The organism is Microvirga yunnanensis (genome assembly GCF_025460875.1).
Genome location: NZ_JAMXFI010000011.1, coordinates 21,213 through 47,679 on the forward strand (window position 1 = coordinate 21,213; position 26,467 = coordinate 47,679).

Annotated in this window: 28 protein-coding genes and 1 tRNA gene; 13 read left to right on the forward strand and 16 right to left on the reverse strand. The window is 66.1% G+C overall.

What is annotated here, in order from left to right:
- Nucleotides 1-413: 413 nt before the first annotated feature.
- From NF876_RS07800 to ndk, 4 genes are all read right to left on the reverse strand, one after another.
- A complete protein-coding gene (locus NF876_RS07800; protein ID WP_262268241.1) occupies nucleotides 414-779 on the reverse strand; it encodes a hypothetical protein in 366 nt (121 codons plus the stop codon).
- A gap of 178 nt (nucleotides 780-957) precedes the next feature.
- Nucleotides 958-1,152, reverse strand: a complete 195-nt coding sequence (locus tag NF876_RS07805) for a hypothetical protein (RefSeq protein ID WP_262268242.1) — start codon at nucleotides 1,150-1,152, stop codon at nucleotides 958-960.
- A 129-nt stretch (nucleotides 1,153-1,281) separates the two neighbouring features.
- Nucleotides 1,282-3,384, reverse strand: a complete 2,103-nt coding sequence (locus NF876_RS07810) for a molybdopterin-containing oxidoreductase family protein (protein ID WP_262268243.1) — start codon at nucleotides 3,382-3,384, stop codon at nucleotides 1,282-1,284.
- Between the two features lie 83 nt (nucleotides 3,385-3,467).
- A complete protein-coding gene (gene ndk / locus NF876_RS07815) occupies nucleotides 3,468-3,890 on the reverse strand; it encodes a nucleoside-diphosphate kinase (protein WP_173948225.1) in 423 nt (140 codons plus the stop codon).
- A gap of 167 nt (nucleotides 3,891-4,057) precedes the next feature.
- Between ndk and NF876_RS07820 the strand changes: the two genes are divergently transcribed.
- Nucleotides 4,058-4,468, forward strand: a complete 411-nt coding sequence (locus tag NF876_RS07820; RefSeq protein ID WP_262268244.1) for a DUF2147 domain-containing protein — start codon at nucleotides 4,058-4,060, stop codon at nucleotides 4,466-4,468.
- 195 nt (nucleotides 4,469-4,663) lie between these two features.
- Here NF876_RS07820 and NF876_RS07825 read toward each other — a convergent pair whose 3' ends face one another.
- Entirely contained in the window at nucleotides 4,664-5,371 is a 708-nt protein-coding gene (locus NF876_RS07825) for a glutathione S-transferase N-terminal domain-containing protein (RefSeq protein ID WP_262268245.1), read from the reverse strand.
- A 187-nt stretch (nucleotides 5,372-5,558) separates the two neighbouring features.
- On the opposite strand from NF876_RS07825, the gene NF876_RS07830 reads away from it, so the two are divergent.
- Nucleotides 5,559-5,813 (forward strand): hypothetical protein, encoded by a 255-nt coding sequence (locus NF876_RS07830; RefSeq protein ID WP_262268246.1) that lies wholly within the window; start codon nucleotides 5,559-5,561, stop codon nucleotides 5,811-5,813.
- Between the two features lie 515 nt (nucleotides 5,814-6,328).
- On the opposite strand, the gene NF876_RS07835 is transcribed toward NF876_RS07830, so the two are convergent.
- Nucleotides 6,329-6,787 carry a GNAT family N-acetyltransferase gene (locus tag NF876_RS07835; protein WP_262268247.1) on the reverse strand — a complete coding sequence of 153 codons (459 nt, stop codon included), beginning with the start codon at nucleotides 6,785-6,787 and terminating at the stop codon, nucleotides 6,329-6,331.
- Entirely contained in the window at nucleotides 6,784-7,425 is a 642-nt protein-coding gene (locus NF876_RS07840; protein WP_262268248.1) for a glutathione S-transferase family protein, read from the reverse strand. The genes NF876_RS07835 and NF876_RS07840 overlap by 4 nt, the downstream gene beginning before the upstream one ends.
- A 356-nt stretch (nucleotides 7,426-7,781) precedes the next feature.
- On the opposite strand from NF876_RS07840, the gene NF876_RS07845 reads away from it, so the two are divergent.
- From NF876_RS07845 to NF876_RS07855, 3 genes are all read left to right on the forward strand, one after another.
- The gene (locus NF876_RS07845; protein WP_262268328.1) at nucleotides 7,782-8,054 is read left to right on the forward strand and encodes a metal/formaldehyde-sensitive transcriptional repressor; all 273 of its coding nucleotides are present in this window, start codon (nucleotides 7,782-7,784) and stop codon (nucleotides 8,052-8,054) included.
- Between the two features lie 12 nt (nucleotides 8,055-8,066).
- Entirely contained in the window at nucleotides 8,067-8,894 is an 828-nt protein-coding gene (locus NF876_RS07850) for a nickel/cobalt efflux transporter (protein WP_262268249.1), read from the forward strand.
- A 207-nt stretch (nucleotides 8,895-9,101) separates the two neighbouring features.
- On the forward strand, nucleotides 9,102-10,514 hold the full coding sequence (locus NF876_RS07855; protein WP_262268250.1) for an adenylate/guanylate cyclase domain-containing protein: 1,413 nt from the start codon (nucleotides 9,102-9,104) through the stop codon (nucleotides 10,512-10,514).
- Between the two features lie 770 nt (nucleotides 10,515-11,284).
- Here the strand turns inward: NF876_RS07855 and NF876_RS07860 are convergent.
- Genes NF876_RS07860 through gatB form a run of 3 tightly spaced genes read right to left on the reverse strand, consistent with a single transcriptional unit; the run spans nucleotide 11,285 to nucleotide 13,949 of the window.
- Entirely contained in the window at nucleotides 11,285-11,791 is a 507-nt protein-coding gene (locus NF876_RS07860) for a GNAT family N-acetyltransferase (protein WP_262268251.1), read from the reverse strand.
- Nucleotides 11,763-12,422 (reverse strand): SGNH/GDSL hydrolase family protein, encoded by a 660-nt coding sequence (locus NF876_RS07865; protein ID WP_262268252.1) that lies wholly within the window; start codon nucleotides 12,420-12,422, stop codon nucleotides 11,763-11,765. Before NF876_RS07865 ends, NF876_RS07860 begins: the two co-directional genes overlap by 29 nt.
- A 51-nt stretch (nucleotides 12,423-12,473) precedes the next feature.
- Nucleotides 12,474-13,949 carry an Asp-tRNA(Asn)/Glu-tRNA(Gln) amidotransferase subunit GatB gene (gene gatB / locus NF876_RS07870; protein ID WP_262268253.1) on the reverse strand — a complete coding sequence of 492 codons (1,476 nt, stop codon included), beginning with the start codon at nucleotides 13,947-13,949 and terminating at the stop codon, nucleotides 12,474-12,476.
- Between the two features lie 337 nt (nucleotides 13,950-14,286).
- Between gatB and NF876_RS07875 the strand changes: the two genes are divergently transcribed.
- Both NF876_RS07875 and NF876_RS07880 read left to right on the forward strand, forming a co-directional pair.
- Nucleotides 14,287-14,607, forward strand: coding sequence for an LPXTG cell wall anchor domain-containing protein (locus NF876_RS07875; RefSeq protein ID WP_262268254.1), 321 nt, complete (start codon nucleotides 14,287-14,289; stop codon nucleotides 14,605-14,607).
- 156 nt (nucleotides 14,608-14,763) lie between these two features.
- The gene (locus NF876_RS07880; protein WP_262268255.1) at nucleotides 14,764-15,291 is read left to right on the forward strand and encodes a hypothetical protein; all 528 of its coding nucleotides are present in this window, start codon (nucleotides 14,764-14,766) and stop codon (nucleotides 15,289-15,291) included.
- A gap of 9 nt (nucleotides 15,292-15,300) precedes the next feature.
- On the opposite strand, the gene NF876_RS07885 is transcribed toward NF876_RS07880, so the two are convergent.
- The 5 genes from NF876_RS07885 to NF876_RS07905 all read right to left on the reverse strand — a co-directional run bounded on the left by NF876_RS07885 (nucleotide 15,301) and on the right by NF876_RS07905 (nucleotide 19,825).
- Nucleotides 15,301-16,218 carry a DMT family transporter gene (locus NF876_RS07885; RefSeq protein WP_373696630.1) on the reverse strand — a complete coding sequence of 306 codons (918 nt, stop codon included), beginning with the start codon at nucleotides 16,216-16,218 and terminating at the stop codon, nucleotides 15,301-15,303.
- 175 nt (nucleotides 16,219-16,393) lie between these two features.
- The gene (locus NF876_RS07890; RefSeq protein ID WP_262268257.1) at nucleotides 16,394-16,708 is read right to left on the reverse strand and encodes a hypothetical protein; all 315 of its coding nucleotides are present in this window, start codon (nucleotides 16,706-16,708) and stop codon (nucleotides 16,394-16,396) included.
- Complete coding sequence (gene gatA / locus NF876_RS07895) at nucleotides 16,699-18,213, reverse strand: Asp-tRNA(Asn)/Glu-tRNA(Gln) amidotransferase subunit GatA (protein WP_262268258.1); 1,515 nt, start codon at nucleotides 18,211-18,213, stop codon at nucleotides 16,699-16,701. Before gatA ends, NF876_RS07890 begins: the two co-directional genes overlap by 10 nt.
- 85 nt (nucleotides 18,214-18,298) lie before the next feature.
- Nucleotides 18,299-18,586, reverse strand: coding sequence for an Asp-tRNA(Asn)/Glu-tRNA(Gln) amidotransferase subunit GatC (gene gatC, locus NF876_RS07900; protein WP_262268259.1), 288 nt, complete (start codon nucleotides 18,584-18,586; stop codon nucleotides 18,299-18,301).
- A 537-nt stretch (nucleotides 18,587-19,123) separates the two neighbouring features.
- Nucleotides 19,124-19,825, reverse strand: a complete 702-nt coding sequence (locus NF876_RS07905) for a metal-dependent hydrolase (protein WP_262268260.1) — start codon at nucleotides 19,823-19,825, stop codon at nucleotides 19,124-19,126.
- 130 nt (nucleotides 19,826-19,955) lie between these two features.
- On the opposite strand from NF876_RS07905, the gene NF876_RS07910 reads away from it, so the two are divergent.
- From NF876_RS07910 to NF876_RS07935, 6 genes are all read left to right on the forward strand, one after another.
- On the forward strand, nucleotides 19,956-21,221 hold the full coding sequence (locus tag NF876_RS07910) for an ABC transporter substrate-binding protein (protein WP_262268261.1): 1,266 nt from the start codon (nucleotides 19,956-19,958) through the stop codon (nucleotides 21,219-21,221).
- 2 nt (nucleotides 21,222-21,223) lie between these two features.
- Nucleotides 21,224-22,195, forward strand: a complete 972-nt coding sequence (locus NF876_RS07915; protein WP_373696628.1) for a carbohydrate ABC transporter permease — start codon at nucleotides 21,224-21,226, stop codon at nucleotides 22,193-22,195.
- Nucleotides 22,192-23,016: a carbohydrate ABC transporter permease gene (locus tag NF876_RS07920; RefSeq protein WP_262268263.1), complete on the forward strand. Its 825-nt coding sequence runs from the start codon at nucleotides 22,192-22,194 to the stop codon at nucleotides 23,014-23,016. The genes NF876_RS07915 and NF876_RS07920 overlap by 4 nt, the downstream gene beginning before the upstream one ends.
- Nucleotides 23,017-23,034: 18 nt before the next feature.
- Complete coding sequence (locus NF876_RS07925; protein WP_262268264.1) at nucleotides 23,035-24,171, forward strand: ABC transporter ATP-binding protein; 1,137 nt, start codon at nucleotides 23,035-23,037, stop codon at nucleotides 24,169-24,171.
- Between the two features lie 64 nt (nucleotides 24,172-24,235).
- Nucleotides 24,236-24,796, forward strand: a complete 561-nt coding sequence (gene ruvX / locus NF876_RS07930) for a Holliday junction resolvase RuvX (RefSeq protein ID WP_262268265.1) — start codon at nucleotides 24,236-24,238, stop codon at nucleotides 24,794-24,796.
- Nucleotides 24,797-24,953: 157 nt separating this feature from the next.
- Nucleotides 24,954-25,027: transfer RNA gene (locus tag NF876_RS07935), tRNA-Gln, on the forward strand.
- A 459-nt stretch (nucleotides 25,028-25,486) separates the two neighbouring features.
- Here NF876_RS07935 and NF876_RS07940 read toward each other — a convergent pair.
- A complete protein-coding gene (locus NF876_RS07940; protein WP_262268266.1) occupies nucleotides 25,487-26,119 on the reverse strand; it encodes a response regulator transcription factor in 633 nt (210 codons plus the stop codon).
- Nucleotides 26,120-26,467: the final 348 nt, after the last annotated feature.

The window sequence follows — 26,467 nt, forward strand, 5'->3', positions numbered from 1 at the left end:
CACTTTCGGGTCCGATGCTCACATCCTGAAGCGGGTATCGTCCGCAGGATACGCTCGGCGGCCTTCCGATCGAGATCACCGGCACAAGCCCGGTGATGACGTCGAGGGTGGCGTGGGCGGGTGATGACGTCGTGCGTGTAAGGTCCGATCCTGCCACCCTCCCCCGGTCATGGCCGGCCAGTCATGACCCACCTCTCGCCGGCCATCCCGATCCGGTGAAGCGCGGCGCCCTACGGACGCGGGATCACCGGCACAAGGCCGGTGATGACGTGGTGTGTGTGACCCGGTGCGAACACCCTCCGGCGTCATGGCCGGCCCTGTGCCGGCCATCCCGATGGTCCGATGCGCTCGCCCACGGGCCGAGACCGGCAGAAGCCCGGCGTCGGCTCCGGTGCCAGGATCCTCGGCGCCTCTTACATCTGCGGCCGCGGCAACCGGCACGCGTCGAGAGCGGTGAGCGCCTTCTCGCGGGCGGTATCGTTGAACAGGCCCGTATCCCGGTAGGCTTGGAGTTCCGTGGGGCTCAGGGACCGCATGGTGCGACCCGCATAGCAATCGCAGCTGCGTGCCAGCGATGCCTCGCTGGCGCCACTCTGGAGGCGAGCTTGGGTGATCGCGCAGGCCTGACTCACCCGGACGCGCAGCTGGCCGACATTCTCGGCCTTGAGCGCCGGATCGACCTGGTATTGCGTGGGCGTGTTGGAGGCGGCCGCAAAGGCCGATGCCGCACCGACGGAAACAGCCGTGGTCACGAGCAGGGCGCGAAGGATCGAGGTCATGGATGGTTCCCCAGAGACGAAATCACGTTCGGCTTTAAGAATAGGCTTGGCCGTTCGGGATCAAGGGGCAGCTGCGGATAGGCTTAAGAAGGTCTGACCAGGCTGGGCCGGGGCCGGCGAAAAGGGAACGGCACCGGCGTGCCGTTCCCGACACTTTCAAGGTTGTCGCAGCCGATCCTTACCGGTGCTGCCCTTCGTACTCGTTCACTTTCCTGGTCAGGAGACCGCCGGCCGCCCATGCGAGGTCTTCGGCATTCAGAACGACCGGGGCAACGGCCTCCTCCATCGCGAGGGCGGCCCTGTCCTCCATCTCCAATGAAACCGCATCGCGATCCTGATGCGAGCGACCATCGGTCGCCATCACTTCAAGCATGCCCCACTCCTCATGGTTGGGATGATCGCATGGGGCGGAACGGGCCCTCACGCGAGCCTCGAACAAGATGTCCGAAGCCTGACCATGATCTTTCGTTACAGAGTTACATGAAATAAGACGTTGGTCGGATCACCCAATGTCAGGCGTGGCCTTTTCCAAAGCGACCCGGTTGTCGTGGAAGGCGGCCCCGCCGTAGGGGGCCACCTGATCGCCGCCGGTGAGCGTGTTGATGCCGCGTCCGAAAGGATGGGCGGCGTTGGGCCAGATGCCCTCGGCGATGAGGACGCCGCGCCGGACTCCGTCGAAGAGCCGGGCGCGCAGATAGACCTCGCCGCGGTGGTTCCTGAGCTTCACCCAATCGCCGTCTGCGATGCCCTGCGGCTCCGCGTCGCCCGGATGGATCATCACCTCGGGCCGCCGCTCCTTCTCCAGGGAAGTCGGGGTTTCGTTGAAGCTCGAATTGAGGAAGTTCCGCGCCGGGCTCGTGGCGAGCCGGAACGGATGCTCGCCCGTCGCCGCCTCGATCACGCCCCAATGGTCCGGGAAGGCCGGCATGCTGGCCCATGGCCCCATGGCGCCGTTGTTGTAGGACGGGACGTTCGTCCAATCGGGCTTGAAGCGGAATTTGCCGTCCGGATACCCGAAACCGTTGAGGAAATGCGCCTCCTCGAAGGGCGGCTGGGCGTCGAAATGGACGTGCGCCTCCAGGGTTTGGAGATCGCCCCAGCCGGAGTTCCGCAGCGTCCAGTCGATGATCTCGCGCGGCTCCATGGCGAAGCCGCGGTGCTCCGCGCCCAGGCGCGCTGCCAGCCCGCGGAACACCACGTGGTTGGAGCGGCACTCGCCCGGCGGGTCGATGAGCCGGGGTCCGACCTGGAAGTGCTGGTGCCCGCCGCCGGAATAGAGGTCGTCGTGCTCCATGAACATGGTCGCGGGCAGGACGATATCGGCCATCAGGGCCGTCTCGGTCATGAACTGCTCGTGGACGCAGACGAAAAGATCCTCGCGGGCGAAGCCCTGCTTCACCAGCTCCTGCTCGGGCGCGACCGAGACCGGATTCGTGTTCTGGATCAGCATGGCTTTGACCGGCGGTCCATCGTAGAGCGCCTGCGGATCGCCGGTGAGAACCCGGCCGATCTGCGACTGGTCGAGGATGCGGATGCTCTTGTCGATGGCGTCGTGGCCTTCGATCAGGGCCTTGTTCCAATGGAAGATGCCGCTGTTCGAATGCAGGGCGCCACCGCCCTCGTAGCGCCATGCGCCGGTGACCGCGGGGATCGACAGGGCGGCATGCATGTTGACCACGCCGTTGCGCTGGCGAGCGAAGCCGAAGCCGAGGCGGAAGTAAGTGCGTTTGGTCGTGCCCACGAGCTTGGCGAAGGCCTCGATCTCCTCCACCGACAGGCCCGTGATGGCGGACGCCCACGCCGGATCCCGCGTGCGCAGATGCTCTTCGAGCTCGCGCGGATGGTCGGTGTAGCGCTCGAGATAGTCCCAGTCCGCGAGCCCATCGCGGAACAGCACATGCATCACCGCGCAGGCCAGCGCCCCGTCCGTCCCCGGCTTCACGAGCAGCGCCATGTCGGCCTGCTTCATGGTGGCGTTCTGATAGATGTCGACGGCCACGATCTTGGCGCCGCGCTCCTTGCGGGCCCTCATGGCGTGGGTCATCACGTTGACCTGGGTATGAACCGGGTTCGTGCCCCAGATCACGATGCAGTCGGAGACCGCCATCTCGCGAGGGTCGGCGCCCCGCAGATGGCCCGTGCCGGCCACGTAGCCGGTCCAGCTCATGGCCGTGCAGATGGTGGAGTACTGGCCCGAGTATTTCTTGACGTGGCGCAGGCGGTTGATGCCGTCGCGCATCACGTAGCCCATGGTGCCCGCATAGTAATAGGGCCAGACGGATTCCGAGCCGAACTCCCGCTCGGCTTCGAGGAATTTTTCGGCCACGATGTCGAGGGCCTTGTCCCACGAGATGCGCTCGAACTGCCCCGAGCCCTTCGGGCCCGTGCGCCGCAGCGGATGGAGCAGCCGGTCCGGATTGTGGATGCGCTCCGCATAGCGGGCCACCTTCGCGCAGATGACGCCCGCCGTGTAGCTGTTGCTTTTCGCGCCGTGGACCCGGCCGATGGAGCGCCCGTCGATCACCTCGACCTCGAGGGAGCAGACGGACGGGCAGTCGTGCGGGCAGACGGAGGCGCGGCGTTCGATGCGGGGAGCTTGGTTCATGGCGGGCGCATGATGGTCGAAGAGCCGCGAAATGAAAAGGCCGCCCGGGGGCGGCCTGAACATGCTGGCTATGCCATGAAAGCTTAGCCGACGATCTCGTTGCCCGAAAAGAACTGGGCAATCTCGATCTTGGCGTTGTCCTGGCTGTCCGACCCGTGGACCGAGTTTTCGCCGATGGACTTGGCGTAGAGCTTGCGGATCGTGCCCTCGGCGGCGCTCTCCGGGTTGGTGGCGCCCATGATCTCGCGGTAGCGCAGCACCGCGTTCTCGCCCTCGAGAACCTGAACGACGACCGGAGCCGAGATCATGAAGTCCACGAGTTCGCCGAAGAAGGGGCGCTCCTTGTGGACCGCGTAGAAGGTTTCGGCCTCGCGGCGGCTCATGAGGATGCGCTTCTGCGCGACGATGCGCAGGCCGGCCTTCTCGATGACGGCGTTGATGGCGCCGGTGAGGTTCCGCTCGGTCGCGTCGGGCTTGATGATGGAGAAGGTACGCTCGATGGCCATGGCAACTCGCTTTGATCTGAGATGGGAATGGATGAAGTGCGGCGCTTATAGCGACCAGCCCCCCGGGCCTCAAGCGCCTTTTGCCCCGCCGGCTTGGAAAGCTTGACCGCCTCCCCTACTCTTCTGGAGGAATGGCCCGGCGAACACCGGCACAGAGGAAGTCTCCCATGAAGCACGCGATCCTGGCTGCTTTCGGCCTTGCCCTGTTGAGCGTCCCGGCCCAGGCCCAGGCCCAGTCGGCCGACCCGAGCGGGACCTGGCTGACCCAGAGCGGCGATACCCGGGTGAGGATCGCCAGGTGCGACGCGGGCTATTGCGGCACCATCGTGTCCTCGACCTACGAGAAGGACACGAACAATGCGGATCCGAAGCTGCGGGACCGAAACATCGTGGGAGTCCGGATGATCTGGGACGTCAAGCCGGAGGCGGACGGCTATGTCGGCCAGCTCTACAACCCGCAGGACGGCAAGACCTATACGGGCAAGCTCAAGGTCATGAGCCCCACCACCCTTCAGCTTTCCGGCTGCGTCCTCGGTGGGCTGATCTGCCGGTCGCAGACCTGGACGAAGACGAAGTAGCGCCTCGTGCGGACGACAGCGAACCACGCGCGTGGTCCACAGGGCCGCACCACCCTCTCCACGTCATCACCGGGCTTGTCCCGGTGATCTCGATCGGAAGACCGCCGAGCGCATCCTGCGGACGATGCGCCCCTCAAGGATGTGAGCCTCGGGCCCAAACCTGGGTCCACTTCTCCCGGCCGATGGTCGAGGACCCTAGCGCGCCCTCTGGCCGAACAGCACGGCCTGAACCTTGGGGTCGGTCAGGTCGGTCTTCTCGCGGTCATCGGAGCTCACCTTGATCCCGCGCTGAACCGCCGGGCGGGCGAGCACGGTCTCGAGCCAGCGCTTCGCATGCGGGAACTCGTCGATATTCTGCCCCTGGCGGTCCCACAGCTTCGCCCAGGGGGCGATGGCCATGTCGGCGATGGAATATTCGCCTGCCACGAACTCCCGATCTTCGAGGCGCTTGTTCAGAACGCCGTAGAGGCGGTTGGTCTCGTTGGTGTAGCGGTCGATGGCATAGGGCACCTTCTCCGGCGCGTAGATGCGGAAATGGTGCGTCTGGCCGAGCATGGGGCCGAACCCGCCCATCTGCCAGAAGAGCCATTGATCGACTTCGACCCGCCCGCGCTCGTCCTGCGGATAAAACCGGCCCGTCTTGCGTCCGAGATATTGCAGGATCGCCCCGGACTCGAACACGGAGATCGGCTGGCCGCCGGGGCCGTCCGGGTCGACGATCGCCGGCATCTTGTTGTTGGGAGAGATCGCCAGGAACTCGGGGGCGAACTGGTCGCCCTTCCCGATGTTGATCGGATGGATTGCATAGGGGAGCCCGCATTCCTCGAGCATGATGGTGATCTTCCACCCGTTCGGGGTCGGCCAGTAGTAGAGATCGATCGGGTTCTGCGCGGCAGCCGCCATGGAAAGCCTCTCCTTGCGTGACGACACGGGTCGGTGACGGGACGTTAAGACATAAGATCGGAACTCGCACCCTCGTGTGCAATGAAATTCGGTGGAAAGGGCGCAGGGCTGCCTTCAGGCGCTTGCATGTTTCATTGTTTCATCATGAGATGCTGCCTGCGCCTGACGGCGCTCGAGAGGATGTCCCATGATAAACCGAAGACTGAGTTTCGCTCTCGCGGCCGCAATGGCCCTGTCCATGGCCGGCGCCGCCCAGGCGGCCGCCGAGATGAAGCCGAAGAAGGAGCCGACGGCCGCCCAGATGGCCGCCCGCGAGCGCATGAGCAAATGCAGCGCGGAGTGGAAGGAGGCCAAGGCCGGCGGCAAGCTTGCCAAGGACGCCAAGTGGCCGAAGTTCTGGAGCGAGTGCAACACGCGCCTCAAGGGCGGGATGAAGGCTTAGAGCATCGGACGGGAAGCGTGGACCCGGGTCTGGGATCGGATCCGATGCTCAGTTCCTGAAGCGGCGCATCGTTCGAGCGCCTGTCCTGGTCGCACCGCCCCGCACCACCCTCCATGGCGTCACCGGGCTTGTCCCGCTGGTCCCGATTGTTCGAGGCGCGGCGCTTTTCCGCATCGGGATGGCCGGCACAAGGCCGGCCATGACGTGTGGGGGGTGTCATCACCGCCTCATACCACCCACCACGTCATCACCGGGCTTGTCCCGGTGATCCCGCCTCCGAGAGGCGCCGCGCCTCACCGGATCGGGATGGCCGGGACAAGCCCGGCCATGACGTGGGGAGGGTGTTGTCACCGGGCCGAGGGTGCCGCGACGCGGGAGGGTGTCATCACCCGCTCACACCACCCGCCACGTCATCACCGGGCTTGTCCCGGTGAACCCGATCGGACGAACGCCGCACCCCACCGCATCGGGATCGCCGGCGCGAGGCCCGCGATGACGGGCGGATCCGGTGACGATCACACCTTCTTCTTGAACCCCTCATGGCTGCGGACGAAGCCGATGCGCTCGTAGAACCGGTGCGCATCCTTGCGGGTCTTGTTGGAGGTCAGCTCCATGGCGGCCGCCCCATGGGACCGGGCATGGTCCTCGGCGAACGCCATCATGCGGGCGCCGATGCCGCCCGAGCGCCGCGCAGCCTTCACCTTGACGCTCTCCACCTTGACGCGCAGGGCGCCGCGACCGGTGAGGTTGGGGATGAAGGTGAGCTGGAAGGTGCCGACGACCTCATCGCCATCGACGGCCACGAACAGCCGGTTGTCGGCGCTTTGCCGAATGGCCGCGAAGGCGGCCTCATAGGCGGGCCGGGTCTCGGGCGACCAGACGTCGCCATGGGAACCCAGCTCGTCTTCCTCGTGCAGGCGAATGATCGCTTCGAGATCCGCCGCCCGCGCCTCCCTGATCGACAGAGCGCTCATGCGGCCGGCCGCGATTCCATAGGCAGGAGCTCGGCACGGGCGTGGAAGCCCGGCAGAGCCTTGATCCGCTTCGCCCATGCGCCGACCTGGGGATAATCCGCCGCGTCGATGCCGGCTTCGCCCGCAAAGGCGACGACCCCATAGACGTCGATATCGGCGATGGTCACGCCCTCCCCGACCAGCCACGCGCGGCCCGCAAGATGACGCTCCAGAACCCCCAGGGCGGCCTTGGCCGCCACGATGCAATCCTCGACGACGTCGGGAGGCGCCTGACGAAAGCCCGCCCTGACCACGCGCGCCCTGTACAATGGCGCCGCGAGACGGTCGAAATCCCAGTACATCCATTCGCGCACCTGCAGGCGCTCGTCGAGAGTCGCGCCGCCGAACCGGCCCGTCAGGTCGGCGAGATATTCCAGGATCGCGGCCGACTGGCACAGGTGCCGCCCGTTGTTGCGGTCGACCAGAAGGGGAACCTGGCCGTAGCGCTGCCGGGACAGGTGGGGAGGCTGCTTGTGCTCTCCTTCCATCATGTTCACATGCACGTAATCGAACCGCTCCTGCATCAGCGACAGGGTGAGAGCCACCTTGTAGGTCGGCCCCGAATAGCCAAACCCATGCAGTTCGAACCGTGCCGGCATGATGCGATCCCCCATGAAGACATATCTGTGGTCGGGGACCCTAGAGCATCGGACGTGAAAAGTGGAATCCACTTTCGGGATCGGATCCGATGCTCCCCGCCTCAAGGGGCGCATCGTCCGGGACCCTGTCTTGATCGCTCGGCCGGATGGCACCCCGTCCTCACCGGGCCCTTGACCATCTTCTCCACGTCATCACCGGGCTCGTCCCGGTGATCCCGATCCCGAGAGGCGCCGTGCTCAAGACAATCGGGATGGCCGGCACAAGGCCGGCCCTTCCTGGCGCGCTGATGGGCTCCGGCGTGAACCGCCTCGACATGGATAGGGTACCCCCCTATATTATCGGGTGGGGGGTCCACATGTCCCATTCGGTTCAAGCCAAAGCCAAGCTGCTCGCTCGCGTGCGCCGCATCCGCGGCCAGGTCGAGGCCATCGAACGGGCTCTCGAGAACGAACTCGGCTGCGCCGACGTTCTTCAGCTCGTCGCGTCCGTGCGAGGGGCGATCAGCGGCCTTACGGCGGAACTGATCGAAGATCACATCCAGCATCACGTGGTGGAGCCCTCGCAGGAATCCGACCGGATGCGCGGGGCCGACGAACTGATCGACGTGGTCCGGACCTATTTGAAATAACGAGACCTTTTCATGCCTGATATCGCTCAACTCATTCAGGCCGGTGCGGCCAATCCCTGGCTTTATCTGCCGGCCGCGATCCTGCTCGGCGCCCTGCATGCCCTGGAGCCCGGCCATTCCAAGTCCATGATGGCAGCCTTCATCGTGGCCGTTCGGGGCACACCCGCCCAGGCGACCCTGCTCGGCATCTCGGCCGCCATCGGTCACACCATCGTCGTATGGGCGTTGGCGCTCCTCGGTCTGTACCTGGGGGACAGGCTGATCCTCGACCGGGCGGAGCCGTGGCTCGTTCTGCTCTCGGGGCTGCTGATCATGGCCCTTTCGTTCCGAATTTTCTGGATGCTGAGGGCCGCGCATCACCACCATCACCACGGCCACCATCATGGGCACGATCATGGGCATCATCATGGGCACGATCATTCCCACGATGCGCATCACGGCGACCATCAGCATCGCGACGCCCATGCCGAAGCCCATGCACGCGAGGTCCGGGAGCGCTTCGGCGGCAACCGGCACGTGACGAATTTCGACATCGCCTGGTTCGGCTTCACCGGCGGGCTCCTCCCCTGCCCGGCAGCGATTGCGGTGCTGCTCATCTGCCTCCAACTCAGGGCGTTCACGCTCGGGATCGGCATGGTGGCGGCCTTCAGCGTCGGCCTCGCGATCACCTTGGTGACGGTGGGGATCGTGGCCGCCTGGGGAACGCGCGCCCTGCGGACGCGATGGTCGGGCCTGGAGGAATGGGGGGAGCGGCTGCCCTCTATCTCGGCCGGGCTCGTCTTCGTCATCGGCAGCACCATCGCTCTCCAGGGTCTGTGGAAGCTTGGCCTTCTGGCGTGACGGTGTCCCGTGATGCCCAGCCTCGGCGTGGACCGACGAAGGAGCGACAGGCCGCGGAAGCCCCATCGGGCCGCTCCTTGATTACGTGCCTGTTGGCCCCAGCTTTGCTATCATGGAGCCCGAGGATCGGGCTATCGGCTGCGCGTTCCGCGCCTTGACGTCATCGCATGGGCGGAGCCGGTCCTGCACCTCGAAGGAGGCTGCCGCATGAGCGAAGACGAGAGATTCCTCGCGATCCTTCGGCAATCCGCCGAGGTCGACACGGATGTCGTTGCGGCATTCGAGCGCCTGATCCGTGAGGCACCGGATCACGAGCTGAACCGCATCAACGCGCTCGCCTTCGCGGCGAGGCACGGCCTCGACGAGGATCGCGTCATCGCGGCGTTCCTCCACGCGGCGCGGCTCGGGGTGTTCGAGATGTCCTGGAACGTGCTCTGCCCCGGATGCGGCGGGGTGCTCGAGTCGGGCATGAGCCTCAAGTCGATCAATCGGAGCGAATACAGCTGCGCCCTCTGCGCCGCCGGCTATGAGCCGACGCTCGACGAGATGGTGGAGGTCACGTTCAGCGTGAACCCGCGCGTCCGGAAGATCGCCGCCCATGACCCGGATACGCTCCCGATGGACGAGTACATGCGGCAGATCTTCTGGGGATCGGGGGTCGACCTGCCGGAGAATTTCGATCGCCTGATCGACGAGATCGTCCTCGATGCCGTCGAGCTCCCGCCCGGCGAGCGTGCCATCCTGTCCCTGCAGCTACCCGCGGAATTCGTCATCGTCATGGATCCGGTCACCCATGCGGCCCATTTCATCGACGTCAAGGGCGAGCCGACCCGCGAGCGCCAGAGCCTGTCGTTCGTCCTCAACGAGAGCCATCCGCAAAACGAGACCCTGGTCATGCAGCCGGGCCCGTTGCGGATCTCTCTCGAGAACCGCACGAACCGGCGCGTCCTGCCGGCCGTCTGGGTGGCGGGTCACGAACTGCACCACCTGCTGGCGCAAAGGCGCCCCTTCCTCACGGCGAAGCGCCTGCTGACGAACCAGACCTTCCGCGATCTCTACCGCACCGACACGCTCGACATCGATCAGCGCCTGAAGATCACCAGCCTTACCTTCCTGTTCACGGACCTGAAAGGCTCGACGGAACTCTATGAACGCGTCGGCGACCTCGTGGCCTATGATCTCGTGCGTGAGCATTTCCGCGTGCTCAACGAGATCGTCGCTGCCGATGGCGGTGCCGTGGTCAAGACCATCGGAGACGCGGTCATGGCGACGTTCCCTACGCCGGACCATGCGATTTCGGCGGCCCTGCGCATGCGCGAGGCCATGCGCAGCCTCAACGAGCAGCGCGGCAGCGAGGACCTGCTGCTCAAGATCGGCATCCACGAAGGCCCATGCCTCGCCGTGACTCTGAACGACCGCCAGGATTATTTCGGCCAGACGGTGAACATCGCGTCCCGCGTCCAGGGGCTTGCCGTATCGCGCGCGATCTTTGCGACCGACTCGGTGGTCGAGAACCGGGAAGCCTCGCAGATCATCGAACTCAAGGGCCTGCGGCCCACTCTTCAGAAGACGGCGCTGCGCGGCATCAACGACGAGTTCCTGGTCTACGAGATTCCGTGAGCGGCCGGCTCGGTCCTGCGCAATGTCGGGATCGGACGGTGTCATGTCCAGCCGGAGAGTGGGCGGCCGGGCGGCAATTCACACCGGAGTTCGTCAGGGGACATCCTGCTTCCCTCCCGGGTGGATCGGGCCTGACAGCCTCCGCGTCATGACCGGGCTCGTGCCGGCCATCCCGATACGGTGAAACGCCGCGCCCTTCCGATCGAGATCACCGGCACAAGGCCGGTGATGACGTGGTTTTCCGGTCATCATCAGTCGCGCCCGCTCACATCCTCGCCGATGTCTCTCAGCAAATGCGGACTGAGCCTCGCGCGAAGGGATGCCCGCAGCTCGGACGGAGGATGGGTTTTCCGGGGGACCGGGCCGCGCTCGCGGACGTTCGGGATCAGATCAATGCGAACGGTGAGCCAGACGAGAGATAGCGTAATCTGCTTCATCGAAACCTGCAGCTTTGTCGAAGGAAAGGAGGGCGGCGTTGGGGCATGGAGCAAGAATATTGGCCATGTGACGCCTCCTTGGGCTGAGGTTGATGAAAAGGCGGCCGGGAGACCGGCCGCTGGAGCAGATTACTCCAAATCGAACGGTTTTGCCAGACGCGGGGCCTAAAGCATCGGACGTGAAAAGTGGACTTGCACTTTTGGGATCCATCCGATGCATTCTTCTTGAATGAGAGCATCGGACGTGAAAAGTGGACCCGCTTTTCACGTCCGATGCTCCCAGCTCCTTGAAGAGCGCATCGTTCGAGCGGACCCGAAGGGCCGCACGATGCGCTAAAGTTCCTTCTCGAACCGGTATTCCGCGGATCTCGAGATATCGGCGAGCCGGCGCTGGCCGTCGATCTGCGTGTAGCCCGATCGCCTGTAGAGCCTGTGCGCGGTGGTGAACCGCGTATCGGACCACAGGACCAGGCGGTTCGCGCCATGGGCGCGGGCGTGGCGTTCGGCGTGGCGCACGAGCAGGGAGCCGAGCCCCTGTCCGCGCCGGTCGGATCGCACATAGAGCCGGTGCAGTTCCGCCGTGCCGCGCTCCGGGAAATCGACGGCCACGCAGGCGCACACCCGGCCGCGCTCGTCCTCGATCGCCCAGAACGCTCCATCGGTCGCGGCATAGGACGCACCCGGCGCGCGCAGGTCCGGCAGGTCGTCGTGCGGGTCGACGAAGCAGCCTGGATACTCCGCGTAGCAAAGCGCCAGGAGACCGAAGAGATCCTGCGAGTCGGCATCCACGACGGGTCGGATCACCGGCTGGTCATGGATGTGTCGTGCCGCTTCGGTCATGGCCCCTCTCCGCATTGATTGTGGCGATTGTGGTGTCGAGCATGTCGTGCAGCCGACGATAGGCCTCGCTCGACAGGTGGATGCCGTCGGTCGTCATCCCTGCCCGCGCGGCTCCATGTCCGTCGGCAAAGGCGTTCTGCAGATCGATGACGGCGGCCGCGCGTCCCTCTGCGATCGTCACCATGCTTCGGCTCAGCGACGCCATGGCGTCGGGAGAATAGAAACTCGTCAGGCGCTTGGCCTGCTCGATGGGCGGTGGCGTCAGCACGATCACGGGAACCTGCGCAGCGTCGAAGGACCCGACGATCCGATCGAAGTGCTTCGCCGCCCCTGCGAGGGAGCTCTCGGTGCAGTCCTTCTTCGCATCGTTGGTGCCGACCAGCAGCACCGCGATGCGGGGCCTCGCCGACTCGAGGAGAAGCGGCACCCGCGGCTCGAGCGCCTCCGTCCAGATGCCGGAAAAGCCCGCATTGAGCACCGGGAGTGCGCCGAGCCGGTTCCAGTAGAATCCTTCGACGATGGAATCGCCGATGAAGAGGAGCCCGCCCGGTCCGACCGCAGCCTTATGGGCGCTGATCACGATGTCGCGGATCAGCCAGTGCGGGGCGAACGGGTTGGGCTGCGAGGTCACGAGGCCGGCGCCGAGGACGATCCCGGCGGATCGGATCCGCCGGGCGTGACCCTACTCGATCCCGAGCTTCTGCTTCAGGATCTCGTTGAGGGCCTGCGGGTTGGCCTTGCCCCCCGTGGCCTTCATGGTCTGGCCGACGAACCAGCCGAGCAGCGTCGGCTTCGCCTTGGCCTGCTCGACCTTGTCCGGGTTGGCCGCGATGATCTCGTCCACGGCCTTCTCGATGGCTCCCATGTCGGTCACCTGCTTCATGCCGCGCTGTTCCACGATCTCGCGCGGATCGCCGCCCTGCGTGAAGACGATCTCGAACAGGTCCTTGGCGATCTTTCCGGAGATCACGTTCTCGCCGATGAGCTCGATGATCGCGCCGAGCTGCGCGGCCGAGACGGGCGATTCCGTGATGTCCTTGCCCTCCTTGTTGAGGCGGCCGAACAGCTCGTTGATCACCCAGTTGGCCGCGGCCTTGCCGTCGCGGCCCTTGGCAACCTCCTCGTAGAAGTCGGCTGAGGCGCGTTCGGCCACGAGCACGCCGGCATCGTAGCTCGGCAGGCCGTAATCGGCCATGAAGCGGGCCTTCTTCTCGTCCGGCAGTTCCGGCAGATGCTGGGCGAGATCGTCCACGTAAGCCTGGTCGAACTCCAGCGGCAGGAGGTCCGGATCGGGGAAGTAGCGGTAATCGTGCGCCTCTTCCTTCGAGCGCATGGAGCGGGTCTCGCCCTTGCCCGGATCGTACAGGCGGGTCTCCTGCTCGATGACGCCGCCATCCTCCAGGATCGCGATCTGACGGCGCGCCTCGACCTCGATGGCCTGGCCGATGAACCGGATGGAGTTGACGTTCTTGATCTCGCAGCGGGTGCCCAACTCCTCGCCGGGGCGGCGGACCGACACGTTCACGTCGGCGCGCAGGTTGCCCTTGTCCATGTCGCCGTCGCAGGTGCCGAGATAGCGCAGGATCGTGCGCAGCTTGGTCACGTAGGCGCGCGCCTCGTCGGCCGAGCGCAGGTCCGGCTTCGAGACGATCTCCATCAGGGCCACGCCCGAACGGTTCAGGTCGACGAAGCTCAGGGTGGGATGAATGTCGTGGATCGACTTGCCGGCGTCCTGCTCGAGATGCAGGCGCTCGATGCGCACCGTGATGGTCTCGCCCGTCTCGGGCACGTCCACGATCACCTCGCCCTCGCCCACGATCGGGCTCTTGTACTGGCTGATCTGATAGCCCTGCGGCAGATCCGGATAGAAGTAGTTCTTGCGGTCGAAGGTGCTGCGCAGGTTGATCTCGGCCTTGAGCCCGAGTCCGGTCCGGATCGCCTGACGGACGCATTCCTCGTTGATCACGGGCAGCATGCCGGGCATGGCGGCGTCCACCAGGGAAACGTGGCTGTTCGGATCGCCGCCGAAAGCCGTCGAGGCGCCGGAGAACAGCTTGGCCTGGCTCGTCACCTGGGCATGGATCTCCATGCCGACGACGATTTCCCAATCGCCTGTCGCGCCTTTGATGAGCTTCTTCGGGTTGACCGGAGCGTTCATGGACCTTGCGCCTCTATCTCTCGCTTTCGCCAAAGCATCGGACCCGAAAAGTGAATTCGCACTTCCTGGGACCCATCCGATGCTTCCTCCATCAATGAGGGCATCGTTCAGCACGGAAAACCGGGTCCGCTTTCCCGCGCGATGCTCGCCCCGGAGTACGAGCGCCCCTTGAAAGGGTCAACCCCTTTCCGGATGAACGGGCGTTCAGAATGCCTAACCTAACGTTAAGATTAGCAACAATTTATGCACAGATTCCGAAAATAATTGCCACGCTCGGGTGAAACCCGATCCCACATGACGCGTTGTTCGGGAGGTAAAACGGTCAAGGAGTTTCAAAATGGCTATGGATCCTATGGATCGCGAACCGAACGTCTACAATCGCGAGACCAATGTCTACGATAACACGGGCCGGGGTTCGAACACTCTTGCTTATGTGATCGGCGGTCTTGTTGTCGCGCTGGGCCTCCTGGCCTTCCTCTTCTATGATGGCGGCAGCAACGAACCGAGCACCACCGGCAGCACCGGTACCCAGACGGAAAGGTCTTCGCCGAGCACCGGCGCGACCGCTCCGGCCACGCCGACCTCCCCGGCGGCCCCGGCTGCGCCCGCAGCTCCGGCGACCCCGTCCTCCCCGTCGGCCCCCGCCAATCCGCAGTAAGCTCGCGTCCCGCGTAACACTGCGCATGATGGGTCTGACCTCCGGGTCAGGCCCATTTTCCGTTCAGGCGCCTCTCCCGTTCCCGAGGAACCAAGCGGAAGCAACGGCGGTTAGGCTTGAAAAATCGCCCGCCCTGCTCCCTGGAGGACAACCCGCATGACCGGCAAATCGAACTTCACCCCGGAGGAATGGTCCCGCGTCGTCGCGAGCCCCGTCGTCGCCAGCATGGCCATCACGGCGGCGGATCCTGGCGGTCTCTGGAGCCTGCTCCAGGAATCCATGTCGAGCGGCTGGGCGCTTCTGGAGGCGAAGCAGGACGCGCAGGCCACCCCGCTCGTGAAGGCGGTCGCCGATGACATCGCCAACACCGAGACCCGCAACGCCGTACGGGAATCCTTCCAGGCCCAGTTCAAGGGCAGCCAGTTCGCCGACATCAAGCGCAAGGCCGTCGAGGAGCTCCACGCCGTGTCCGGGCTGCTCGACGCCAAGGCGCCCGACGAGGCGGCTCCATTCAAAGCCTGGCTGTTCAGCGTGGCGCGCAAGTCCGCGGAGGCCGGCAAGGAAGGCGGCTTCCTGGGTTTCGGCGGCGTGGCCGTGAGCGATGCCGAAAAAGCCACGCTGGCGGAGATCGCCACGGCGCTCGGCAGCCCGGCGGGGTCGGGCGCCGGCCCCGCGGAAACCTGAAGACAGACCTCACGCGGCCTGAACGGCTGCCTTCCGGATCTTGTCCGGCACGGTCATGAAGGCCACGCCGGCCAGGATGCAGAGCAGGCCGATCCAGGCCGTTTCGCTGAGGGTCTCCCCCAGGATATACGCCCCGATGGCGATCCCGATGGGTGCCCGCAGATAGGCCTGGGCCGTGGTGCCCACCGAGCCGAGGGTCCGGATCAGGCGGAAATAGATCGCGAAGGCCAGGGCGGTCGAGAACACGGCCAGTCCGACCAGCGCCAGGATCGAGGCTCCCGACGGCGCCAGCGTCCATGGACGGTCGACGATCAGACTCAGGGGCAGCAGGATCACGGCCCCGGACAGGAGCGACCCGGTCGCGGGCGCCATCGGGTCGAGGTTCTTGAACGTCCGGCCGAAGATGGCCGCTCCCGCGTAGCAGATCGTGGCCAGCACGACGGCGAGTTGAGCGGCCAGTTCCTGGCCGACATGGGTGAGGGCTTCGCCCCCGACGATGATGCAGGTGCCGCCGAGACCCAGGACGATGCCGGCGAGCGTCCGGGGCGATGTCGCCTCGTGCCGGGACCAGAGCCAGGTGATCAGGAACGTGAAGACCGGAGTCATCGCGTTGAGAATGACGGCTAGGCCCGCGTCGATGGATTTCTCCGCCCAGGCGATCAGCGTGAAGGGAATGACGCTGTTGAGGCAGGCCTGAACGGCGAAGTTGCGCCAGCTCGCCCCATCCCGGGGCAGCCGGATCCCGCGCCAACGCATGGCCAGCACGAGGATCCCTCCCGCGATCAACGTGCGGGCGGCGATCAGGGTGACGGGCGGGATCGTGTCGATCCCGATCTTGATGAAGGTGTAGGACGAGGCCCACAGGGTCGCGAGGACGAGCAGGAGCGTGAGCTCGACGGCGTGATGGGGCTTGGCGGGGTCCGTCATCATGAAGGGAGATCCGTGCATCGCAGGGGAAAGCAGCACGAATCTGACACAGGCCCAGACCGATGTCGCGTCATGACGCTTCGGCGCCGATCGAACTATTGCGGCTCAGGCGCCCGGTCTGCTTAGAGCATCGGATGGATCCCAAAAGTGCAAGTCCACTTTTGGGTCCGATGCTTTACCGCCTCGCCACGCGCCTGGCCGCAAACGCGGCGCTCGCCCAGAGCAGCGCGGCGACGAACCGGACCGGGAACAGGGTCAGGGCGTCGGAGCGCACCGGAGCGATCCAGGGCAGGCCCAGGCTGCTGATCACCCATGAGACGAGAGCCGAGATGGCCAGCGCCGCCATGCCGACGATCAGCACCTTGCCGAACTGGTCGGCCCTCCAGCCGAGCCAGACCGCGACGAGGATCAGGACGGGATCGAAGGCGGCGGGCAGCCAGTCCCAGAGGTGAATGACGGGAACCGTGGGATGCACGCGCTTTACGCCCACCAGGCCTGCGGCAGCGTCAGGCGCCCGGCGGAATCCTCGATCACCTGACCGGCCGCGAAGAGGGTTTCCTCGTCGAAGGCCCGGCCGATGAGCTGGAGCCCGAGCGGCAGCCCCTGGCCATCGAGCCCGGCCGGGACGGCGATGCCCGGCAGGCCCGCCATGTTCACCGTCACGGTGAAGATGTCGTTGAGGTACATCTCGACCGGATCGCCCGAGCCCTTCTCGCCGATGCCGAAGGCGGCGGACGGCGTGGCCGGGGTCAGAATGGCATGCACGCCCCGAGCGTAGACCTCCTCGAAGTCGCGCTTGATCAGGGTGCGCAGCTTCTGGGCCCGGACGTAATAGGCGTCGTAATAGCCCGCCGAGAGCACGTAGGTGCCGATCATGATGCGGCGCTTGACCTCGCGGCCGAAGCCCGCCGCGCGGGTCTTCTCGTAGAGATCCACGATGTCCCGGCCGTTCTCCCGCAAGCCGTAGCGCACGCCGTCGTAGCGGGCGAGATTCGACGAGGCCTCGGCCGGCGCCACGATGTAATAGGCGGGCAGCGCGTACTTGGTGTGCGGCAGCGACACCTCGACGATCTCGGCCCCGGCGGCGCGCAGCCATTCGGCGCCCTGGTGCCAGAGCTGCTCGATCTCGGGCGACATGCCGTCGACCCGGTATTCCTTCGGAATGCCGATCCTGAGGCCCTTCACGCCCCGGGACACCGCAGCCTCGAAATCCGGAACCGGCAGGTCGACGCAGGTCGTGTCCTTGGGGTCGGGGCCGGCCATGGAGCGCAGCATGATGGCGGAATCCCGGACGGAGCGGGTGATCGGGCCGGCCTGATCGAGCGACGACGCGAAGGCCACGGTGCCCCACCGGGACACGCGCCCGTAGGTCGGCTTGATGCCGACGGTTCCGGTGAAGGCCGCCGGCTGGCGGATCGATCCGCCCGTATCGGTCGCGGTGGCACCCAGGCACAGGCGAGCCGCGACGGCCGCCGCGGAGCCGCCCGAGGAGCCTCCGGGCACCAGATGAGTGCCCTCGATCGCCCCGGACGCGCCGGCGCTCACGTTCGAGCCCTCGCGCCGCCAGGGCGACACCACCGGCCCGAAGGCGCTGGTCTCGTTGGAGGAGCCCATGGCGAACTCGTCCAGGTTGAGCTTGCCGAGCATCACCGCGCCGTCGTTCCAGAGGTTCCGGGTGACCGTCGACTCATAGGGCGGATTGAAATTGCCGAGGATCCGGGAGCCGGCCGTCGTGGTCACGCCCTCGGTGCAGAACAGGTCCTTGATGCCGAGCGGGATGCCCTCGAGCGCACCGCCCTCGCCCTTGGCGATCTTCTCGTCCGAGGCCTTGGCCATGGCGAGCGCCTTCTCGGGCGTCTCGATCAGATAGGCATTGAGCGCCCTCGCCTTCTCCATGGCGGCGAGATGGGCCTGCGCAAGCTCCGACGCGGAAAACGTCTTGGCCTTCAGGCCGTCGCGGGCTTCGGCGATCGTGAGATGGGTCAGTTCGGTCACGGGACTGGATCTCTTGTCTCGACGCTGCGGCCGGGCTGTCCGGGCCGTCCACGCCATCATTTCAGGATCGGTGGGAGGGCGCGCCCTACTCGACCACCTTCGGCACCAGGAAGAAGTTGTCTTCCGTAGCGGGAGCGTTCTGGACGATCTTTTGCGGGATCCCGCCATCGGTTACGCCGTCCTGGCGCTTCTTCATGACCATGGGCGTGACCGAGGTCATCGGCTCGACGCCCTCCACGTTCACCTCGTTGAGCTGCTCGACGAAGGAGAGAATCGCGTTGAGCTCCCCCTGGAGATGGGGCACCTCCGCATCCGTCACGGCAATGCGCGCCAGATGGGCGATGCGGCGGACCGTTTTCTCATCGACCGACATGAATGGTCATACCCTTTGGAAATCTGATGGCCGGCCTATAGCACCCGCCCGCCTCGCGGGGCAACGTTGGATATGCGGGACGTCCCTGCACCGGCCGGGCCGGCCGAGAGCGCAGGCCAGACGCTCCCGGTCCTGCCACCCTCCCTACGTCATGGCCGGCCTTGTGCCGGCCATCCCGATCGGGAGAAGCACGGCGCCCTACGGAAGCGGGATCACCGGGACGAGCCCGGTGATGACGTGGAGAAGGTGGGATGGGCCGGCGACAACACCCTCTCACGTCATGGCCGGGCTTGTCCCGGCCATCCCGATCCGGAGAAGCACGGCGCCTCTCGGAAGCGGGATCACCGGCACAAGGCCGGTGATGACGTGGAGAGGTGGGATGGGCGGGTGATGACGTGAGAGGGTGACCATCGCGGTGGCGTGACCCTCCCCCCGTCATGGCCGGCCTTGTGCCGGCCATCCCGATGCGGTGAGGCGCGGCGCTCCCGACAATCGGGATCACCGGGACAAGCCCGGTGATGGCGTGGCGGGGCATTCCTAGACCGTGACGCCCACGGTCTTGTGGGGCACCACGACCTGGATGCCCTTGCCGTCCAGCGCCGCCACGAAACGGTCCGCGTTGGGCACGAGCGGCGGGAAGGAGGCGTAGTGGCAGGGGATGGCCGCCTTGGCGCCGCCGAAAAAGCGCTCGACCGCGAGCGCCGCGACCTCCGGCCCCATGGTGAAGCGGTCGCCGATGGGCACGATCACCACGTCCGGCTGATGGATCTCGGCGATCAGCGCCATGTCGCCAAAGATGTCCGTGTCGCCCATGTGGTAGATCGTGGGCTCCCCGGGCGCCTTCACGACGATCCCGTTGGCACTGCCGAGCGGGAAGTTCACGTCCATCTCCACCAGGCCGGCGGAATGGTCCGCCCGTACGAGCGTGACCGTGAAGCCGCCCTGATCGGTCGTGCCGCCGGTGTTCATGGGGTCGACGTTCTCGACGCCCTGCTTGGCCAGATACATGCAGAGTTCGAAGTTGGTCACCACCTTGGCGCCGGTCGCCTTCGCGATCTCGGCCGTATCCCCCACATGGTCTCCATGGCCGTGGGTGAGCAGGATGTGGGAAATCCCCTCGGTGATTGTCGCCCGGTCGCCCTCGAAGGCCGGATTGCCGGTGAAGAACGGATCGATGAGCACGGCCTTGCCGGCGAAGTCGAGACGGAAGGCGGAATGACCGAACCAGGTGATTTTCATGGGTTGACCCTCGTTTTCGGCATGATGAGATGGAGCGGAAGCGGCGCCTGACCACGTTCCACAGGAACAAATCCGCCAGTGGGGCTTTAAGAAGCTAAGCAATAAACATCAAGTCTGCAGGAGGATAGCCATGTCCCGCCTCATCGCCAGCCTCGCAGCCGCCGCGGGGCTTCTCGCCACCACGAGCGCCCGGGCGGTGGAGATCTCGATCTCGTGCAGCGCCCTGGGCAAGGAATACGAGATCTGCAAGCAGGGTGTCGATGCCTGGGCGGCCAGGACCGGCAACACGGTCAAGATCGTCTCGACGCCCAACTCCGCGACGGAGCGTCTGGCACTCTTCCAGCAGCTTCTCGCGGCCGGCGCGGGCGACATCGACGTGTTCCAGATCGACGTGGTCTGGACGGGCACCCTGGGCAACCACCTGCTCGACCTGACCGCCAAGGGGCAAGCCGTCATCGGCGACCATCTTCCCGCCATGGTCGAGACGAGCCGCGTCGAGGGCAAGCTCATGGCCATCCCCTGGTTCGCCGATGCGGGCCTGCTCTACTACCGCAAGGACCTTTTGGACAAATACAAGCGGCCCGTGCCCGAGACCTGGGCGGACCTCACCGAGACCGCGCGCCTCATCCAAGACGGCGAGCGCAAGGAGGGCAAGGGCGAGTTCTGGGGCTACACCTGGCAGGGCCGCGCCTATGAAGGGCTGACGACGAACGCGCTCGAATGGGTCGCCTCGCACAACGGCGGAACCATCGTGGACGAGAAGGGCGAGGTCACCATCGAGAACCCGAAGGCCGCTGAGGCCCTGAAGACGGCCGCCGGCTGGGTCGGGACGATCACCCCCGAGGGCGTGCTCAACTACACCGAGGAGGAAGCCCGCGGCATCTTCCAGGCCGGCAACGCCGCCTTCATGCGCAACTGGCCCTATGCCTGGGCGCTGGCGCAGGGCGGCGACAGCGCCATCAAGGACAAGGTCGGCATCGCGCCCCTGCCGAAAGGGGGCGCCGACGGGCGCCATGCGGGCACGCTCGGCGGCCAGCTTCTCGCCGTGTCGAAATACTCGAAGAACCGGGACGCCGCGACGGATCTGGTGATGTACCTGACGGGCGAGGCCGAGCAGAAGCGCCGGGCCGTCGAGGGCTCCTTCAATCCGACCATCGTGTCGCTCTACAGCGATACGGATATCGCCCGGGCCAATCCGTTCATCGGCGACCTCGTGGACGTGTTCAGCAATGCGGTCGCGCGCCCTGCCACCGCGACGGGACAGAACTACAACAAGGTGTCGACCGAATTCTTCAACGCGGTCCACCAGGTGCTGTCGAAGAAATCCGATCCCGCGCAGGCGCTCAGCCGCCTCGACCGGGACCTCAAGCGGATCAAGCGCAACGGCTGGCAATGATCATGAGCGGTGCCGTCGCCGGAGCCGGCGCGCCTGTGCAGGTGACGGGTCGGGGACGCCGCTCCTCCCTCACGCGCTCACGCATCAGGGCGGCCTGGCTCTTCATCGCCCCGAGCCTGATCGTGGTCGCGCTCATCGCGGGCTGGCCCCTGGCCCGGACGATCTGGTTCAGCTTCACGGATGCCAGCCTCGATGCGCTGGGCGACTACGCGTTCATCGGCCTCGAGAACTACCTGGCCCATGATGACGGCGGGTGGTTCGGGATCCTGGCCGAGCCCGACTGGTGGCATTCCGTCTGGAACACCCTGTGGTTCACCGCCGTGTCCGTCTCCCTGGAGACCGTGCTCGGGATGGTGGTGGCCCTGATCCTGAACGCCGCGTTCCCGGGCCGGGGCCTGATGCGGGCCATCATCCTGATCCCCTGGGCGATCCCCACCATCGTGTCGGCCAAGATGTGGAACTGGATGCTGCACGACCAGTTCGGCGTCATCAACGACCTCCTCCTGCGCCTCGGCCTGATCGCCGCCCCGGTGCCCTGGACGGCGAATGCCGACACGGCCCTGTGGGCCGCCGTGATGGTGGATGTCTGGAAGCACACCTCCTTCATGGCCCTGCTCATCCTGGCGGCTCTCCAGATGCTGCCGCAGGACATCTACGAGGCCGCGAAGGTGGATGGCGTCTCGCCCGTCCGGGTGTTCTTCCGCGTGACCCTGCCGCTCATCAAGCCGGCGCTCCTGGTCGCGGTGATCTTCCGCTCCCTCGATGCCCTGCGGGTGTTCGACCTGATCTACGTCCTCACCTCGAACGCCAAGGAGACGGCCTCCATGTCGGTCTATGCGCGCCAGCAGCTCGTGGACTTCCAGGAGGTGGGGCTCGGCTCCGCCGCCGCGACCCTGATCTTCCTCATCATCGCCCTCGTGGTGGTGATCACGCTCGCGGCCGGGCACGTGCGGCTCGGGGAGGACCCGCGATGAAGCGTCTCGCCCGGGCCGGATTCTGGCTGCTCGTGATCGCCATCGCGCTGTTCGCCCTGTTCCCGTTCTATTACGCGGTCGTCTCGTCCTTTCGCTCCGGGAGCGACCTGTTCACGATCGCCTACCGGCCGGAGCGCTTCGACCTCTCGAACTACGTGGCGGTGTTCGAGCGCCAGCCCTTCGGCCGGAACATCCTGAACTCGGTCCTGGTGTCGGGCTCGGTCGTCGCTCTCTCCCTGGGCCTGGGGATCACGGCCGCCTACGCGTTCGGACGTATCGCCTTTCGCGGCCGGTCGCTGCTGCTCATGACGATCCTCGCCGTGTCGATGTTCCCTCAGGTGGCGGTGCTCGCCGGCATGTTCGAGCTGATCCGGGCTTTCGGCCTTTACAACACGCTGCCAGGCCTCATCCTGGCCAATCTCATGCTCACCCTGCCCTTCACGGTCTGGGTGCTCACCACCTTCATGCGCGAGCTGCCGAAAGAAATCGAGGAGGCGGCTTTCGTGGACGGGGCGACGCCGTGGATCGTGGTGCGGCGCGTGTTCCTGCCGCTCATGGCCCCGGCCGCCGTGACCACGGGGCTCCTGGCCTTCATCGTGTCGTGGAACGAGTTTCTCTTCGCCCTCACCTTCACGCTCACCAACGAGCGCCGCACGGTGCCGCCCGCCATCGCCCTCATGAGCGGCTCGACCGCCTACGAGCTGCCCTGGGGGACCATCATGGCCGGGTCGGTGGTCGTGACCATCCCGATCATCGCCCTGGTGCTCCTGTTCCAGCGCAAGATCGTGGCCGGGCTGACGGCGGGCGCGGTGAAGGGCTAGTTCAAGGAAATCCAGGCCATGGCCGACGTCGTCCTCAAGAACCTGCAGAAATCCTTCGGCCGGGTGAAGGTCGTGCACGGCGTCGATCTCCATATCGGCGACGGCGAGTTCGTGGTCTTCGTCGGCCCGTCCGGCTGCGGGAAATCGACCCTTTTGCGGCTCATCGCGGGCCTCGAGGACATCACGGCGGGCGATCTCTTCATCGGCGGCGAGCGCGTGAACGACCGTGTGCCGGCCAAGCGCGGGATCGCCATGGTGTTCCAGTCCTACGCGCTCTATCCGCACATGAGCGTCTACGACAACATGGCCTTCGGCCTGGAACTGGCGAAGTCCTCGAAATCCGAGATCGACGCCAAGGTGCGGGAGGCTGCGCGCCTGCTCCAGATCGATGCCCTGCTCGACCGCAAGCCGAGGCAGCTCTCCGGCGGCCAGCGCCAGCGCGTCGCCATCGGGCGCGCCATCGTGCGCGATCCGAAGGTGTTCCTCTTCGATGAGCCGCTCTCGAACCTCGACGCGGCGCTGCGCGTCCAGACCCGCATCGAGATCGCCAAGCTCCACACGGACACCCGTGCCACGATGATCTACGTGACGCACGATCAGGTGGAGGCGATGACGCTCGCCGACCGGATCGTGGTGCTCAATGCGGGACGGATCGAGCAGGTCGGCACGCCGCTCGAGCTCTATCACCGTCCGGCCAACCTGTTCGTGGCCGGCTTCATCGGCTCGCCGCAGATGAACTTCATCCCCTGCCCGGTCGCGGGCGTCGGGCCGGACGAGGTGACGGTCGCGCTGCCGAGCGGCGGCACCCTCGCCCTCCCCCTGGCACCCGAGGGCGTCCGGCCGGGCGATCCCGTCACGCTCGGGGTGAGGCCCGACCATGTGCGCGTGAGCGCTCAGGGTTCGTTCACGGGAACGGTCGAGCTGGTGGAGGAGCTCGGCGAGAACCATCTCCTCTACGTGGATGTGGGCCAGGGCCGCCGCCTGACATTGCGCGAGCCGGGCAACGCGCGGCATGCGGTCGGGGCCACGGTGAGCCTCGAGCTCGACCGGGAATCCTGCCACCTGTTCACGCAATCGGGAGAAGCCCTGCGGTCCCGCGCCGACAGCGCAACTCCCGCCCCATCGTCTCCCGATCCGGCCAGCCGCGCAGCCTGATCTCGACGCGGAGCGACTTCCCCTGTACTGGCTGGATCCGGCAGGCTCGACGAGGAGACGGTCCATGATCTCACGCGACGACGAACTGGTCGCCTTCATCGACGGGCTGGCGCCACGGGCCCGCCTCATGGGATTCGATCTGGGCACCAAGACCATCGGCCTTGCCCTCTCCGACGTGGAGCGGCGGATCGCGACGCCGCTCGAGACGATCAAGCGGGTGAAGTTCACCCCGGATGTCGGCCGCATCAAGGATCTCGCCGCCCGCTACGAGGTCGGCGGGCTGGTCTTCGGCCTGCCGCTCAACATGGACGGCACGGAGGGCCCCCGTTCGCAGGCGACCCGCGCCTTCGTGCGCAACATGAAGCCCCTCCTGCCCCTTCCGGTCCTGTTCTGGGACGAGCGGATGTCCACCATGGTGGTGACCCGCACCCTCCTCGACGCGGACGCCTCCCGGGCCAAGCGGGCCGATGCGGTCGACAAGATGGCCGCCGCCTACATCCTTCAAGGGGCTCTCGACCGCTACGAGCGCATCGCCGCCGATGCCGAGGCCGCGGAGGACGAATCGCGCCTCCGGTCGGACCTCGACCTGGACGCGGGGCCGGAAGGCGGCTCGCTCGACCCGTAAGGGGTTGCCCAGGGGATGGCTCGGCCCGGATCGATTTGAAGGCTTGACGACGCGTCAAAAGCCCCCTATCTCACCGCCAACCGCGACGCCGGTTCCGAACCCCGCCTGACATGCTGAGACACGATCCAGACAAGGCAAGGGGTTCCCATGGCTTCGATGGGGGATAGTTTAATGGTAGAACAGCGGACTCTGACTCCGTTAGTCTTGGTTCGAATCCAGGTCCCCCAGCCATCTCTTCTTTCAAAGACTTGAGAGGCCTCCCCTCACATCCAGGTGAGAGTTCTGGATGCCGGCTCTCGGACTGCTGAGCGCATCATGTTCCAGGTTCGAACCCTCGTAAGGGTATGACGCGGACCGACAGGCCCTCGGCGAAACGAATTCCGCTCCACGGCCGTCCAGAACGCTGCCGAGACCCTCTCGTCCGATTGGCCGGCGCCGCGATCGCGGCTTGTGGTGGATCCCGGCTCGGTTCCAGCCGCCCGTGCAGGACGGTTCATTGGCGGCTCACAGCAAAGCGCAGGACGCCGGGATTCGGCCTCCCGGAATTCGACCTGCCAAATTCGACCTGCCAGGTGCAAGGGTTCCGTTGCCCATGGTGGTCCGGCCATTCTTTCGCCTGCTCCGTGCCGCGGGCGACGAGAGACCCGATCCCCTCGGGAATGAAGCCCCGGCCGGATTCGGGCGAACCGCCTACGGTTCGACGAGCTTGTTGCGGATCGCGTAGCGCACCAGGGTGGCGGTGGAGTTGACGTTGACCTTGCGCATGGCCGCGGCCCGGTGGCTTTCCACGGTCTTGAGATTGACTCCCAGGATCTGGGCCACCTCCTTGTTGCTGTGCCCCTCGGCGATCAGCTGGACCACGCTTCGCTCGCGGGTGGTCAGGGCGCCGTCGGCCGCGTGGCCCTGCGCCAGATAGGCGTTCAGAAGCGTCTCGGAGATCTTTCCCGTGAAGAACGGCTTGTGGTGGGAGAGCGACTCCACCGCGGCGATCAGAAACCTGCGGGCATCGGACTTGAGCAGGTAGCCCCGCGCGCCGGCCTGAAGCAGTTCCCGCAGCAGGGGCTCGCTCTCGTGCATGGTGAAGATCAGCACCTCGGTCTGGCGCTGGGCGGCGCGGATCTCGCGCGTGGCGTCGACGCCGTTGAGAAGCGGGAGCTGATAATCGAGGATGGCCACGTCCGGCTGCGTCTCGCCGGCAAGCTGGACGGCCTGGCGGCCGTTCTCGGCCTCGGCCACGACCTCCCAGCCCGGCTGGGCGCTCAGGATCGTGTGGAGCCCGGAACGGACCACGTCGTGGTCGTCGGCGATCAGGATCCGCACCATGACACCGCTCTCCTGCGAACATCCCTCCATAGCGCGAAACCACCACCACGGCACCTGGGGAAAACCCCGAAGAGCATGAGGAAAACACCTAGCGCATCGTGCGAACCCGGCCGGGTGCGCTCGTAGCCCGAACGATCCGCCAGCCGAGAGTGGAGCCTCGGTCCCAAACCTGGGTCCCCTTGTCACGTCCGATGCTCCAGGTCCGCGCCACTCACGGATCGCGCTCCACCGTCCCACGTCATGCCGGGTTTGTGCCAGCCATCCCGATGCGGTGAGGTGCGGCGCTTCAGACAAGCGGGATCACCGGGACGAGCCCGGTGATGACGTGGAGACGGCGGCATGAGGCGG